Below are 13,316 nucleotides of genomic sequence, written 5' to 3' on the forward strand. Positions count from 1 at the left end.
ACAGGCTCCACAAAACCCCTACATAACAGGAGACATGCAGTGAACCCCGTCGAACAAAGAACCATCTCGAAAATCAGCTGGCGGCTCTTGCCGCTGCTGATGGTCAGCTACTTCATCGCCTACCTCGACCGCGTGAACCTCGGCTTTGCCGGCGCGGCCATGTCCAAGGACCTGGGCTTCACCGCCGCCGTGTTCGGCAGCGCGGCCGGCATCTTCTTTCTCGCGTACTTCCTGTTCGAGGTGCCCAGCAACATGGCGCTGGAACGCTTCGGCGCGCGCCGCTGGATCGCCCGCATCATGTTCAGCTGGGGCATCCTGTCCGCGGCGCAGGCCTGGGTGGGTGGCTCGACCAGCTTCAACATCGTGCGCTTCCTGCTCGGCATTGCCGAGGCCGGGTTCTTCCCGGGCGTGATCTTCTACATCACGCTGTGGTTCCCGGCGGCCTACCGGGCGCGCATCGTGGGCTGGTTCATGTTCGCCATTCCGATCTCGACGGTCATCGGCTCGCCGATCTCGGGCTACATCCTCAACATGGACGGCGTCGGCGGCATGCACGGCTGGCAGTGGCTGTTCATCCTGGAGGCGATTCCCTCGCTCATCCTGACCTTCTTCATCCTGGCCTACCTGCCCGACGGCCCGAAGGACGCGAAGTGGCTCACCGACGAAGAACGCAGCTGGCTGCAGACCACGCTCGACTCGGAGCGCCGCAACCGCGAGTCGATCAACAAGATCTCGTGGAAGCAGTCGCTCCTGAACCTGCGCGTGATCGGGCTGGGCTTCGTGTACATGGGCATCACCGTGCCGCTGTACGGGCTGAGCTTCTTCCTGCCGCAGATCATCAAGGGCTTCGGCGGGCTGAGCAACGTGCAGATCGGCTTCATCAACGCCTTTCCGTACCTGGTCGGCGCCATCGCCATGCTGTTCTGGACGCGTGCCTCCGACGCCCGCAAGGAGCGCAAGTGGTTCCTGCTGATTCCGCTGGCCTGCATCTTCGTGGGCCTGGTGCTGGCCTCGCAGATCAGCGCGCCCATTCCGAAGATGGCCGCGGTGACGCTGGCCGCCTTCGGCATCTTCAGCGCATTGCCCACCTTCTGGACCCTGCCCACGGCCATCCTGAGCGGCACCGCGGCGGCGGCCGGCATTGCGTGGATCAACTCCATCGGCAACCTGGGCGGCTACATCGGCCCGACGATCTTCGGCGCGCTGAAGGACCGCATGGGCAACGACGTCTATGCGGTGGTGTTCCTGGCGCTGCTGTCGGTGGTGGCGTTCGCGCTGGTGCTGATCATCGGCCACGACGCGCGCACCGAGCAGGCCGTGGCGGCCGGTCGGGCCTGAGCGCGTCGCTGTCCGCGAGATTTTTCGCCAGATGTTTCGCGAGATTTTTCGCGACAAATTTGTAAACGGCCGTCATCTGAACCCGAGCTCGACTCGTTCTACAGGGGCGCCCGTTGAAAGACGCACCTCCCATCCCTCGATGTCATTGCTTAGAAAGAACCACATGAAGACCAAGCAGCTCATCCTCTCCAGCATCCTCGCTTTCGCCGGCCTGGCCGTGCTGGCCCCCAGCATTGCCTCGGCAGCGCCCAACCACCGCCCGCACAAGGTGTGCAAGTGGGACGCGCGCCATCACCACCGCGTGTGCCACTGGGTGCGTTGATCGCCCGGCAGCACCCACTAAGAGCCCGCGCCAGCGGGCTTTTTCAATACAGGGTCGAGCGTTGCCTCGCCGGCAACTCCCTGTCATACGCCGCACCGTCGAAGGCCGACTCGGTCAGCGCCGACAGGATGGCCCCCGGCGTGGGCACCTCGCGCCTGGCTTCCGGCGGCAGTGGCGCCCACAGCTTCGAACGCTGGATCGCCCGGGCGCACTGGAAGAACACCGTGTCCACGCGGATGCGGATCACGCATTGCGGCGGCTTGCCCTCCATGGCAAAGCGCGCCAGCAGCGCCGGCTCGACCGTGATCTGCGCCCTGCCGTTCACCCGCAGCGTCTCGCCCACGCCTGGAATCAGGAACAGCAGCGCCACGCGCGGGTCGGCCACGATGTTGCGCAGGCTGTCGATGCGGTTGTTGCCGCGCCGCTCGGGCATGAGCAGCGTCTTCTCGTCCTGCACCGCGACAAAGCCCGGCGGATCGCCGCGGGGCGACACGTCGAGCCCGCCCGGACCGAGGGTGGCGAGCGCCGCGAAGGGCGATGCGGCAATCAGCGCCTGGTAGGCCGGGTGCAGGTACGGCACCTCCTTCTTCAACGAGGCCTCGCCGGGCTGGCCGAACAGGGCTTCGAGCTGCGCAATGGTTTCGATGGCGTGGGAGGCATGCGACGGGGTCATGTGCTTCGTTCCTGGATGTTGACGGAGGGTTGCGACGCGCTCCAGCCGCAGGCCAGCGCCGTCAGCGCCAGCAGCAGCGCGGCCACGCCGTAGATCCACGGCGGCGACGCCACCGGCAACAGCAGGCCGGCGATCAGCGGGCCGGTGCCGGCGCCGATGTCACGCCACACCGATCGCGCCGCCAGCGCCTGCACCCGTTCAGGGCCGGGCGTGCGGCGGGCCACGATCGGCGGCAGCAAGGGCAGTTGCAGGGCGCGCAGCACCACGATCAGCGCCGCGCAGCTCCACAGCCAGCCCAGCCCGAAGCCGACCAGCGCAATGGCCGTGACCAGCGACAGCCACACCAGCAGCCGCTCGGCGCCGAAGCGTTCCGCCATGTGGCCGCCCACCGGGCTCAGCAAGATCTCCGCGAGGTAGCGCAGCGCCATCAGCAAGCCGGCCACGATCACCGCGCCGCCCGGCATCAGGTCCTTGCCCAGGTACGACAGGCCGACGATGAAGAGCCCGTCGAGCGCCAGCCCTTCCATGAACGACCAGCTGTCGAGGCTGTTGGGCCACTTGAATCGCTTGGTGGGCTTGCTCACGGGATGCGGCACTGCGGGCAGCCGCCGCGTGACGAACCACGCGAGCAGCGAGAACACCGCGAGGATGCCGAAGACGGCGCGCGGCCCGCTCCAGTGCGCCAGCAGCGCGCCCAGCGGCAGCGCCAGCACCGGCCCCATGGCGATGAAGGCGCGCGAACGGCCGTTGCGCCGGGCCGCGCCCACCGGGTCGGCCGTGGCCAGCGCCTGGGTGGACAGGTTCAGCGCCGCGAAGCACAGGCCCCAGGTCAACCGCAGCGGCAGCAGCGCCCAGAAACCCGACAGCGTGGCATAGCCCACCCCGCAGACCGCGGCCGCCAGGACGGCGAGGGTGCAGGTCAGCCGGTCGCCGTTGCGTGCATAGAACCGCGCCACGAAGCCGTAGCCCGCAATGCGCACCAGCCGGTTGGCCGCAAGCAGCATGCCGGCCTCGGCCAGCGTCACGCCGAACTGGCTGGCGTACATCGGCAGCAGCAGGTAAAGCACCACGTCGGCCGGCAGCGAGAGGCCCAGCGCCATGGCCGCGTGGCGCGAATTCAGGTCGGTGGATGTCGGGGGGGGCGAAGGGATCTGGGGGATCTGGGGGATCGGCGGTGACGCGGGTGTGGTGCTGGACATCGAGCCCCGATGGTGCGCCGCGGCACGCCCGGCTGACAAACGACATAAACGCCCGCCATGCGTGAGAAAATTGCACACATGCCGTCCCGCGAGCCTCCCCTCAACGCCGTGCGCGCCTTCGCTGCGGCGGCGCGCCACCTGAGCTTCACGCGCGCCGCGCTCGAACTGCACGTCACGCACAGCGCGGTCAGCCGGCAGATCAAGAGCCTTGAAGAATTCCTGGGTGTCGCCCTGTTCGAGCGGCGCGTCCGGCAGGTCGCACTGACTGCGGAGGGGCAGCAGTTCTTCGCCGAGGTCGACCCCGCGCTGGCGCAGATCGGCGCGGCGGCGCGCGCGCTGCAGGCGCAAGGGGTGGCCCGCGCGGTGCGCATCAACGTGCGCCCCTCCTTTGCCGTGCGGTGGCTCATTCCGCGCCTGCCCTCGTTCGTCGAGCGCTTTCCGGACATCGAGCCGCAGGTGGTCACCAGCACCGTCATGCCCGAGCAGGCCACGGGCAGCTTCGACATCGCGGTGCGCCGCGGGCGCGATGGCTGGCCGCCCTCCATCGCGCTGCGGCCGTTCCTGAAAGACGAAGTCATGGTCGTCGGCGCACCGGCGTTGTTCCGTGCGCATCCGCTCGCGGACCTGCGCTCGCTCGCCTCGCATGTGCTGCTGTCGGCCAAGACGCGCAAGGACGACTGGGACGCCTGGAAGAAGCAGTTCGGCGCGCCGCGCGCGAGGCCGGCGGGCCGGCTGCAGTTCGACCACCTGCACTTCGTGCTGCAGGCCGCGGTCGACGGCCTGGGCATCGCGCTGGCGCCGACCTCGCTGGTGGCGCACGACCTGGCCTCGGGCCGCCTGCAGTCGCCGCTGCCCGCGCTGCGCATGACGCTGGACCGCTACTACTACGGCCTGGCGCCCGACGCCGCGCCGGAAGCGGCGTACGTGGCCGAGTGGTTCGAGCAGATGCAGGCTTCGGCCACCTGATCAGCCCGTCAGCCGGTCAGCCCGCCAGTGCGCGCAGCACCTGCGCCACGCCGACCGAGCCCTTGCGCACCGTCGCATCGCCGCCCTCGAAAGCGATCCAGCCCTCGTTGAAGCCGTCGAGCATCTGGATGCGCGGCACCGGGTCGCGCATGCCCTGCGCACGAAAGATCGCGCCCCAGTTCTCGCGCGGCACCGCCTCGGCGCGCACGGGCCGGCCCAGCGCCGTCGACAGCGCGGCCGCAATGTCGTGCTGGCTCAGCCGCTCGGGCCCTTCCAGTTCGACGAAGCGCGGCACGCTGCCCTCCTGCACCAGCAACTGCGCCGCGACCCGGCCCACGTCGGCCGTGGCGACCATCGGCACGGCGCGCTCCAGCGGCTGCAGGTAGCTCGAAAGCACCCCCTGCTCTCGCGCCTGCGCAATGTCCCAGGCCAGGTTCTCCAGGAACCACGCGGGCCGCAGGAAGCTCACCGGCAGCGGCAGCGCGGCCAGCGCCTCTTCCATCAGCGTGCGCTGGCTCAGCAGATTCGGCTGCGCGGCCTGGGCGCCGACGGTCGACAGGCACACCACGCGCGCCGGCCGGGCCGCGTCGAGCGCCTGCCGCACCGCGGCAATGACCGCCCTCGCCTCCGGAAAACCGGGCTGCGGGTCGAACTCCGAAGGCGGCAGCACGAAGGCGCCCGCCACGCCGGTGAAGGCGCGCGTCAGGGCCTCGGCGTCTTCCATGTCGGCCAGCGCGACTTCGCAGCCCTGGTCGGACCACAACCGGCCCTTGGCGGCGTCGCGCACCACGGCGCGAACGGGCAGGCCCAGCGAGAGCAGATGGCGTGCGGCGGCGCCGCCGACCTTGCCGGTGATTCCGGTGATTGCGTACATGAGATCTTCCTTTTCGATTGCGATGGCTGGAATGCTAGAAACCGTTCGCCTTTGAGTAAAGCGACCTCAAGGCATATCATTCATGACACCAAATCACCAATTTCCGCACGACACCCGATGACTCTCGACGGACGACTCCTCTCCAACGTCAGCGTGCTGGCCGCCGTGGTCGAGGGCGGCAGCTTCGCCAGCGCCGCCACGGCGCTGGGCCTCACGCCGTCGGGCGTGAGCCGCGCCATTGCCCGGCTGGAGGCGCGCATCGGCGTGCGCCTGTTCGACCGCACCACGCGCTCGCTGAACCTCACCGACGAAGGCCGGCTGCTCTACGCCAACATCAACCCGCTGGTGCTGGGCATCGAGGACGCGGTGACGATCGCCTCGGGCGCATCCGGCACGGTGCGCGGCCGGCTGCGCGTGAACACCGACGCCTTCACCTCGCGCCTGCTGCTGGCGCCCCACCTGCCGCGCTTTCTCGCGCTCTACCCCGAGCTGTCGCTGGAACTGGTCGCGCGCGACCAGCTCGGCGACCTGGTGGGCGAAGGCTTCGACATCGCCGTGCGCTTCGGCGAGCCGCCCTCGTCCTCGCTGGTGTCGCGCAAGCTGATGGACTCGCGCGTCGTCACGGTCGCGACGCCCGCCTACCTGGCGCGCCACGGCCGTCCCGCCAAGCCGATGGACCTGGTCGGCCACGCCTGCCTGCAGGTGCGCAACCCGGCCACCGGCCAGCCCTATGCATGGGAGTTCCAGCGCGGGCGCAAGCTGCTGAAGGTGCCGACCACCGGGCGGCTGCTGCTGACCGACCCCGGCACCGTGCTCGCGACCACGCTGGCGGGCATCTGCGTGGCGCAGATCAAGGCCGTGGGCATCCAGCCGCAGCTCGACAGCGGTGAGTTGGTCGACCTGTTTCCCGACTGGCCCGACGAGCGCTTTCCGCTCTACGCCCTGTACCCGTCGCGCCACCTGCCGGCCGCGAAGGTGCGCGCCTTCATCGACTTCGTGATCGAGGCCACCGCACCACCGCCGGCGGCGTCGCCGGCGCGCAAAGCCAGGCCCCCGCGCTGACGGGCGCGCGATGCTCGCAGGTCCGCAAACGGCCAGCGCGCATGCGGATGGAACCTGAAGATGGGTTTTTTCCCCAGCGCCCCTTCATCGCATGTCCACCGCCCTGCCCCGTCCTTTTCTTCAACTCGCGTGGTCCAACCTCGCGGCCCAGTCCGCCGAGCAGCTGAGCCTGGCGGCCGTGCCCCTGGTCGCGGTGCTCGCGCTCGGCGCCGGGCCGGGCGAGATCGGGTTCCTGGCGGCCGTGCAGACGCTGCCCTTCCTGCTGGTCTCCATGCCGATGGGCCTGCTCGCGGACCGCATGTCGCGCCGCACGCTGATGCTGGCGGCCGAGGCCTTGCGGGCCGTGTCGCTGCTGGTACTCCTTGCGCTGCTGCTCGCGTCGCAGCTGGGCATCGGCTGGCTGGCGGTGCTCGGCTTTCTGGGCGCCGTCGGCACCGTCGGCTTCAGCGTCGCCGCGCCCGCGCTGGTGCCTTCGCTGGTGCCCCGGGCGTCGCTGGCAGCGGCCAATGGGCGGCTGGAACTGGCGCGCAGCGCGGCGTTCACGGCCGGCCCGGCGCTCGCGGGTGCATTGGTGGCCTGGGCGGGCGCGCCGGCCGCGTTCGTGCTGGCGGCCGTGCTGTCGGTCGCGGCCGTGGGGCTGCTGTGGCGGTTGGCCGAAGCGCCGCGCGCCCCCGCCACGGGGCGGCATCCGCTGCTGGAGTTGCGCGACGGCGCGCAGTTCGTCTGGCGGCACGCGCTGCTGCGCCCCATGCTGATGACCGGTGCCGTCTTCAACGTCTCGTGGTTCGTGCTGCAGGCCGGCTACGTGCCCTATGCGGTGCGGGTGCTGGGGCTGGGCGCGCAGGCGGTCGGCTTCACGCTGGCGATGTACGGCGCGGGCATGGTCGCCGGCGCGCTGCTGACCGCGCGTGTCGTGGCACGGCTGCCGTTCGGCCGCGCGATCCAGGTCGGGCCCGCGGTCGCCGTGCTCGCGGCGGCGACCATGGCCGCCACGCTCGTGGTGCCGAGCGCCGCGCTGGCCGCGCTGTCGTTCTTCCTGTTCGGCGCGGGGCCGATGGTGTGGACCATCACCTCGACCACGCTGCGCCAGAGCGTCGCGCCGGCGACCATGCTGGGCCGCGTGTCGGCCGTGTTCCTGACGATCAACACCGGTGCGCGGCCTGCAGGCGCGGCGCTGGGCGGCGCGGTCGGTGCCGCGTGGGGCGAGCCGGCCTGCCTGCTGCTGGCGTTGGCGGGCTTCGTGCTGCAGGCCGCGATCATCTTCGCCTCGCGCATCGCGGCGCTGCACCGGCTGCCGGTGGCTGCTGCGTGAGCGGTGCCCTCAGGCGCGGCTGCGCACCTGCCGCGCCGACGCGGGCTCCAGGAACTGCTGGCGGAAGTACTCGCGAAACGCCGTCATGGCCGGCGAGAACTCGATGCCCTGCTTCCAGCCCAGCCCGATGTTCATCGTCGGCACCGTGTCGCGCAGGTTGATCGTCTCGATGCGCTTGCCCTCCAGCGACCAGGGCCGGTACACCATGTCCGACAGCACCGTCACGCCCAGCCCGTTGGCCACCGTGCTGCGCACCGCCTCCACCGAGCTCGTGCGCAGCCGCACCTTGGGCTGCAGCGGCGTCTTGCTCCAGTACTTCAGCGCGGTGGCCGCGGCCTCGTCCACCGTGAGCATGATGTAGGGCTCGGCCGCCACGTCGGCCAGCGTCACCTCGGCCTTGTCGAGCAACGGGTGCTTGGCCGGCACCCACAGCCGGCGCGGCGAGCCGAAGAAGGTTTCGAGCGACAGCTCGCGCAGCACCACGTTCGACGTCAGCATCACGCCCAGGTCGTAGCGCTGGGTGATCAGCCCCTCCTCGATGGCCTCGCGCGCCACCTCGTGCACCTTCACCGTGACCTGCGGATGCAGCTGCTCGAAGCGCTGCAGGTGGTGCGGCAGGAAGTAGCCCAGCACCGTGTAGCTCGCGGCCACGGTGATGGAGCCCTCGACGCTCGCGCCCTCGTGCGGCATGCGCAGCGCCTCGTCGGCCGCAGCCAGCACCGCATACGCATGGCTCAGAAAGCGCCGTCCCGCCTTGGTGAGTTCCACGCCGTGGGGATGCCGCTCGAACAGCTGCCGCCCCATCATGTCCTCCAGCTCGCGGATGGCCGTGGTCACGGCCGACTGCGAGATGTTGAGCTGCAGGGCCGCATGCGAAATGCGCCCGGCCTCGGCCACGGCCGAGAAGTACTTGAGCTGGCGCAGGGTCAGGGACATGGTGAAGGCTTCCCGGGGTGTATTGCGGGCGGTGCTGCCGGCGGCCGGCGCCAGGCGCAAACCCGATATCGCGAAATCGCGCCCCTCCAGCGTAGCGCCCCATCCGCCACATTGCAGCATCTGTTTTTCAGATACCGGGCCGCCTGAAAACAATGCTTTCCAGCACGAAGGCCGCTCACTAATCTTCGTTTCGTCCCGCACCGCCCTTTCGGCGGTGCCCACGAACCAAAGGCTGCGCTCCGTGAAGAAAACGCTGATCGATCTGAACTCCGACATGGGCGAAGGCTTCGGTCCCTGGACCATCGGCGATGGCGTCGACGAGCAGCTCATGCCGCTGATCAGCTCGGCCAACATTGCCACCGGCTTCCATGCCGGCGACCCGAACATCATGCGCAGGATGGTCGCGCTGGCCCGGGAGCACGGCGTGGCCATCGGCGCGCACCCGGGCTTTCGCGACCTGGTCGGCTTTGGCCGCCGCCACATCCACGCGCCGGCCGACGAGCTGGTCAACGACATGGTCTACCAGCTGGGCGCCCTCCGTGAATTCGCGCGGCTCGAAGGCTTGCGGCTGCAGCACATCAAGCCGCACGGCGCGCTCTACATGCATGCGGCGCGCGACGAGGCGCTGTCGCGCGCACTGGTCACGGCCCTGCAGCGGATCGAACCCACGCTGCGCCTGTTCTGCATGGAAGCCTCGCTCACCTTCCAGGTGGCGCGCGACATGGGCCAGCCGGTGGTGCGCGAGTTCTATGCCGACCGCGACTACGACCTGAGCGGCGCCATCGTATTCACCCGCCGCGTCGGCGCGCTCGACCCCGACGCGGTGGCCGCCAAGGTGCTGCGCGCCTGCACCGAAGGCCTGGTGCGCACCGTCGAAGGCAAGGATGTTGCTATCGGCTTCGATTCGGTCTGCATCCACAGCGACACGCCCGGCGCGCTGGCGCTGGTGCAGGCCACGCGGCGCGCGCTGGCCGACCACGGCATCCAGGTGGCAGGGCTGGCCGGGCTGGCCGCCGCCGCGTGAGTTTTCTGCTTTCGTTCCCGTTCTTGTTGTTCCAGGAGTGCATCGATGTCCGCTACCCATGAAGTCCTGAGCCCGCTGCCGGGCACCTTCTACCGCCGATCGGCGCCCGACGCGCCGCTGTTCAAGGCCGAAGGCGACACGGTGGCCGTCGGCGACGTGCTGGGCCTGGTCGAGGTGATGAAGCAGTTCAGCGAGGTCACGGCCGACGCGGCCGGGCGGCTGGTGCGTTTCGCGGTCGAGAACGCCGATCCGGTCGACCCCGGCCAGGTGCTGGCCGTCATCGAGACCGCCTGAGCCCATGACCCCCGCATTCGACAAACTGCTGATCGCCAACCGCGGCGAGATCGCGGTGCGCATCATCCGCGCCGCGAAAGAGCTCGGCCTGAAAACGGTCGCCGTGTACAGCGACGCCGACGCGCAGAGCCTGGCCGTGCGAATGGCCGACGAGGCCGTGCGCATCGGCCCCGCGCACGCCACCAAAAGCTACCTGAACGTCGACGCCATCCTGCAGGCCGCCGCCGACAGCGGCGCCGGCGCGGTGCATCCCGGCTATGGCTTTCTCTCGGAGAACGCCGCCTTCGCCGAACGCATCGAGGCCGCGGGCCTGGTGTTCGTCGGCCCCACGCCGCACGCCATTCGCACCATGGGCGACAAGGCCGCCGCGCGCGCCGCCGCCATGAAGGCCGGCGTGCCCACCGTGCCGGGCAGCGCGGGCGTGGTGAGCGACCCCGAGACGGCCGTCGAGGTGGCCAAGGACATCGGCTACCCGATCATGATCAAGGCCTCGGCCGGCGGCGGCGGGCGCGGCATTCGCGTGGCGCACGACGCGGCCGAGCTGCGCCAGCAGTTCGCCACCGCCACCGCCGAGGCGCAGGCCGCCTTCGGCAACGGCGAGGTGTACCTGGAGCGCTTCATCCGCCGGGCGCGCCACATCGAGGTGCAGATCCTGGGCGACGGACAGCGCGTGGTGCACTGCTTCGAGCGCGAATGCTCGCTGCAGCGCCGGCGCCAGAAGGTCTGGGAAGAAGCGCCTTCGGCCGCCATCGACGAAGCCACCCGTGCCGCGCTGTGCGAATCGGCGCTGCGCCTGGCCCGTGCCGTGGCTTACCGCGGCGCGGGCACGCTCGAGTACCTGTACGACGACGACACGCGCGAGTTCTTCTTCATCGAGATGAACACCCGCATCCAGGTAGAGCACCCGATCACCGAGATGGTCACCGGCGTCGACCTCGTGAAGGAAATGCTGCGCATCGCGCTGGGCCAGCCGCTGCGCCTGAAGCAGGAGGACATTCGCCTGAACGGCGCGGCCATCGAGGTGCGCATCAACGCCGAGAACGCCGCGAAGAACTTCATGCCCAGCCCGGGGCTGGTGTCGCAGCTGGTGGTGCCGGGCGGCCCGGGCGTGCGCTTCGACACCATGCTGTATCCCGGCTACACCGTGCCGGCCTACTACGACTCGCTGCTGGGCAAGCTGATCGTGCACGACACCGACCGCGCCAGCGCGCTCGCCCGCATGCGGCGCGCGCTCGGCGAGCTCAAGGTGGAAGGCATCCACACGACGGTGGCGCTGCACCGCGCGCTGTGCGAGGACGCGGACGTCGCCCGGGCCGCCTTCCACACCGGCTTTCTGGAGACCTGGCTTGCGGAGAACCCGCTGGCCGATGCTGCGCCTCTCCCGCCCGTTGTCCAGCCAAGCCCGAAGGTGCCCGCATGACCGCCCACACCACACTGCCCGCGCAAGCCCGCTACAGCTTCGGCGGCGACGAGCACCTGTTCGTCGAGATCAGCGAGGAAATGTCGCTGCCCGCCTTCTTCAAGGGCATGGCCATCTGCAACGAACTGCGCCGCCGCGTGGACGCGGGCGAGATCGCGGGCGTCACCGAGATCTGCCCCGCCAACGCGGCCTACCTCGTGCGCTTCGACCCCGACCTGATCGTGCCCGACGTGCTGCTCGCCGCGCTGAAGGACATCGAGGCCGGCCTGGGCGATGCGGACCTGCACATGCAGACCCGCATCGTCGAGGTACCGGTGCTCTACAACGACCCGTGGACCCACGAAACGCTGATGCGCTTTCGCGAGCGGCACCAGGACCCGTCGAGCACCGACATCGAGTACGCCGCGCGCATCAACGGCCATGCCTCGGTCGACGCCTTCATCGCCGCGCATTCGGGCGCGCCGTGGTTCGTGTCGATGGTCGGGTTCGTGGCCGGCCTGCCCTTCCTGTTCCAGATGGTCGAGCGCGAGCGGCAGATCCAGGTGCCCAAGTACCTGAGCCCGCGCACCGACACGCCCCGGCTCACGCTGGGCCACGGCGGCTGCTTCAGCTGCATCTACTCGGTGCGCGGCGCGGGCGGCTACCAGATGTTCGGCGTCACGCCCGCGCCCATCTTCGACCCGGCGCAGCGCCTGTCGTACCTGAAGGAGCTGATGGTGTTCTTCCGCCCCGGCGACATCGTCAAGTGGAAGCCCATCGACCGCGCCGAGTACGACCGGCTGGTGGCGCAGGTGGACGCCGGCACGTACACGCTGCGCATCGAACCCGTGTCGTTCTCGCTCGACGAATTCCTGGCCGATCCCGACGGCTACAACCGGCAGCTGCTGAAGGTGCTCCATGGCCATTGAAGTACTCAAGCCCGGCCTCGCAACCAGCGTGCAGGACGCGGGCCGACCCGGCTACTACCACCTGGGCATTCCGCTGTCGGGCGCGCTCGACCAGCAAAGCCTGGTGCTGGCCAACCTGCTGGTGGGCAACGACGAGGGCGCGGCGGTCATCGAGAGCACGCTGCTCGGGCCCGAGCTGCGCTTCGACGCGCCGGCCATCGTCGCCGTGACCGGGGCCGAGGCCAAGGTCAGGCTCAACGGCACCGAAGCGCCGCGCAATGCATCGTTCGCGGTGCAGGCCGGCGACACACTGGGCTTCGACTTCATGAAGCTCGGCGCCCGCATGTGCATCGCGGTGGCCGGCGGCATCGACGTGCCGGTGGTGCTCGGCAGCCGCTCCACCTACGGGCTGGGCGCCTTCGGCGGCTTCAACGGCCGCAAGCTGCTGGCGGGCGACCGGCTGCCGGTCGGCGCACCCTCTTCCACGGCCAAGCCGGGGCGCAAGGTCGACGCTGCGCTGCTGCCGGTGCTTGCGAAGGAAGTGACCCTGCGCGTGCTGCCCGGCATCTACTTTCACCGGCTGCAGGAGGTGTCGGTGCGCAGCTTCTTCGCCGACACCTGGACCGTCGGCTCCGAGGCCGACCGCATCGGCTACCGCTACAAGAACGGCACGCCGCTGGCGTTCCTGGAACGCAAGCCGCCCTTCGGCGCAGGCGCCGATCCATCGAACATCGTCGATGCGGGCTACCCCTACGGCTCGATCCAGGTGCCGGGCGGACGCGAGCCGATCATCCTGCACCGCGACGCGGTGTCGGGCGGCGGCTACGCCATGGTCGGCACCGTGATCAGCGCGGACATGGACCTCATCGCCCAGATGCAGCCCAACCACAAGGCGCGCTTCGTCGAGGTCGACATGGCCCAGGCGCTGGAAGCGCGCGCCGAGCGACGACAACGCATCGCCCGCCTGCGGGCCGCGCTCGCGCCCTGAACCGCCGCCGCTTTCCCTTTT

Annotated in this window: 14 protein-coding genes; 10 read left to right on the top strand and 4 right to left on the bottom strand. The window is 69.9% G+C overall.

What is annotated here, in order from left to right; translation table 11 throughout:
- Positions 1 to 39 precede the first annotated feature (39 nt).
- Both ACSFBM_RS25900 and ACSFBM_RS25905 read left to right on the top strand, forming a co-directional pair.
- Positions 40 to 1,338, top strand: coding sequence for an MFS transporter (locus ACSFBM_RS25900; protein ID WP_435486966.1), 1,299 nt, complete (start codon positions 40 to 42; stop codon positions 1,336 to 1,338).
- Between the two features lie 163 nt (positions 1,339 to 1,501).
- Positions 1,502 to 1,660 (top strand): HHHH-motif protein, encoded by a 159-nt coding sequence (locus ACSFBM_RS25905; protein ID WP_435486967.1) that lies wholly within the window; start codon positions 1,502 to 1,504, stop codon positions 1,658 to 1,660.
- Between the two features lie 43 nt (positions 1,661 to 1,703).
- Here ACSFBM_RS25905 and ACSFBM_RS25910 read toward each other — a convergent pair whose 3' ends face one another.
- Both ACSFBM_RS25910 and ACSFBM_RS25915 read right to left on the bottom strand, forming a co-directional pair.
- A complete protein-coding gene (locus ACSFBM_RS25910; protein ID WP_435486968.1) occupies positions 1,704 to 2,333 on the bottom strand; it encodes a pyridoxamine 5'-phosphate oxidase family protein in 630 nt (209 codons plus the stop codon).
- Positions 2,330 to 3,532, bottom strand: coding sequence for an MFS transporter (locus tag ACSFBM_RS25915; protein ID WP_435486969.1), 1,203 nt, complete (start codon positions 3,530 to 3,532; stop codon positions 2,330 to 2,332). The genes ACSFBM_RS25910 and ACSFBM_RS25915 overlap by 4 nt, the downstream gene beginning before the upstream one ends.
- Before the next feature lie 78 nt (positions 3,533 to 3,610).
- On the opposite strand from ACSFBM_RS25915, the gene ACSFBM_RS25920 reads away from it, so the two are divergent.
- Positions 3,611 to 4,498, top strand: coding sequence for a LysR substrate-binding domain-containing protein (locus ACSFBM_RS25920; RefSeq protein ID WP_435486970.1), 888 nt, complete (start codon positions 3,611 to 3,613; stop codon positions 4,496 to 4,498).
- 16 nt (positions 4,499 to 4,514) lie between these two features.
- Here the strand turns inward: ACSFBM_RS25920 and ACSFBM_RS25925 are convergent, their stop codons facing one another.
- Positions 4,515 to 5,372, bottom strand: coding sequence for an NmrA family NAD(P)-binding protein (locus tag ACSFBM_RS25925; RefSeq protein WP_435486971.1), 858 nt, complete (start codon positions 5,370 to 5,372; stop codon positions 4,515 to 4,517).
- Positions 5,373 to 5,489: 117 nt separating this feature from the next.
- Here ACSFBM_RS25925 and ACSFBM_RS25930 point away from each other — a divergent pair, with 117 nt between their 5' ends.
- Both ACSFBM_RS25930 and ACSFBM_RS25935 read left to right on the top strand, forming a co-directional pair.
- Positions 5,490 to 6,434 carry a LysR family transcriptional regulator gene (locus ACSFBM_RS25930; RefSeq protein WP_435486972.1) on the top strand — a complete coding sequence of 315 codons (945 nt, stop codon included), beginning with the start codon at positions 5,490 to 5,492 and terminating at the stop codon, positions 6,432 to 6,434.
- Between the two features lie 91 nt (positions 6,435 to 6,525).
- On the top strand, positions 6,526 to 7,746 hold the full coding sequence (locus ACSFBM_RS25935; RefSeq protein ID WP_435486973.1) for an MFS transporter: 1,221 nt from the start codon (positions 6,526 to 6,528) through the stop codon (positions 7,744 to 7,746).
- A 9-nt stretch (positions 7,747 to 7,755) separates the two neighbouring features.
- Here the strand turns inward: ACSFBM_RS25935 and ACSFBM_RS25940 are convergent, their stop codons facing one another.
- Positions 7,756 to 8,682, bottom strand: coding sequence for a LysR family transcriptional regulator (locus tag ACSFBM_RS25940; RefSeq protein ID WP_435440260.1), 927 nt, complete (start codon positions 8,680 to 8,682; stop codon positions 7,756 to 7,758).
- Between the two features lie 241 nt (positions 8,683 to 8,923).
- On the opposite strand from ACSFBM_RS25940, the gene ACSFBM_RS25945 reads away from it, so the two are divergent.
- From ACSFBM_RS25945 to ACSFBM_RS25965, 5 genes are read left to right on the top strand one after another with little or no spacing between them, the layout of a single operon-like run.
- Positions 8,924 to 9,706, top strand: a complete 783-nt coding sequence (locus ACSFBM_RS25945) for a 5-oxoprolinase subunit PxpA (protein ID WP_435486974.1) — start codon at positions 8,924 to 8,926, stop codon at positions 9,704 to 9,706.
- A gap of 45 nt (positions 9,707 to 9,751) precedes the next feature.
- On the top strand, positions 9,752 to 10,000 hold the full coding sequence (locus ACSFBM_RS25950; protein ID WP_435486975.1) for an acetyl-CoA carboxylase: 249 nt from the start codon (positions 9,752 to 9,754) through the stop codon (positions 9,998 to 10,000).
- Between the two features lie 4 nt (positions 10,001 to 10,004).
- Positions 10,005 to 11,420, top strand: a complete 1,416-nt coding sequence (locus tag ACSFBM_RS25955; protein WP_435486976.1) for an acetyl-CoA carboxylase biotin carboxylase subunit — start codon at positions 10,005 to 10,007, stop codon at positions 11,418 to 11,420.
- The gene (locus ACSFBM_RS25960; protein WP_435486977.1) at positions 11,417 to 12,328 is read left to right on the top strand and encodes a 5-oxoprolinase subunit B family protein; all 912 of its coding nucleotides are present in this window, start codon (positions 11,417 to 11,419) and stop codon (positions 12,326 to 12,328) included. The genes ACSFBM_RS25955 and ACSFBM_RS25960 overlap by 4 nt, the downstream gene beginning before the upstream one ends.
- Positions 12,318 to 13,295: a 5-oxoprolinase subunit C family protein gene (locus ACSFBM_RS25965; RefSeq protein ID WP_435486978.1), complete on the top strand. Its 978-nt coding sequence runs from the start codon at positions 12,318 to 12,320 to the stop codon at positions 13,293 to 13,295. Before ACSFBM_RS25960 ends, ACSFBM_RS25965 begins: the two co-directional genes overlap by 11 nt.
- Positions 13,296 to 13,316: the final 21 nt, after the last annotated feature.

Source organism: Variovorax pasteuri, from assembly GCF_051216435.1.
GTDB lineage: Bacteria > Pseudomonadota > Gammaproteobacteria > Burkholderiales > Burkholderiaceae_C > Variovorax.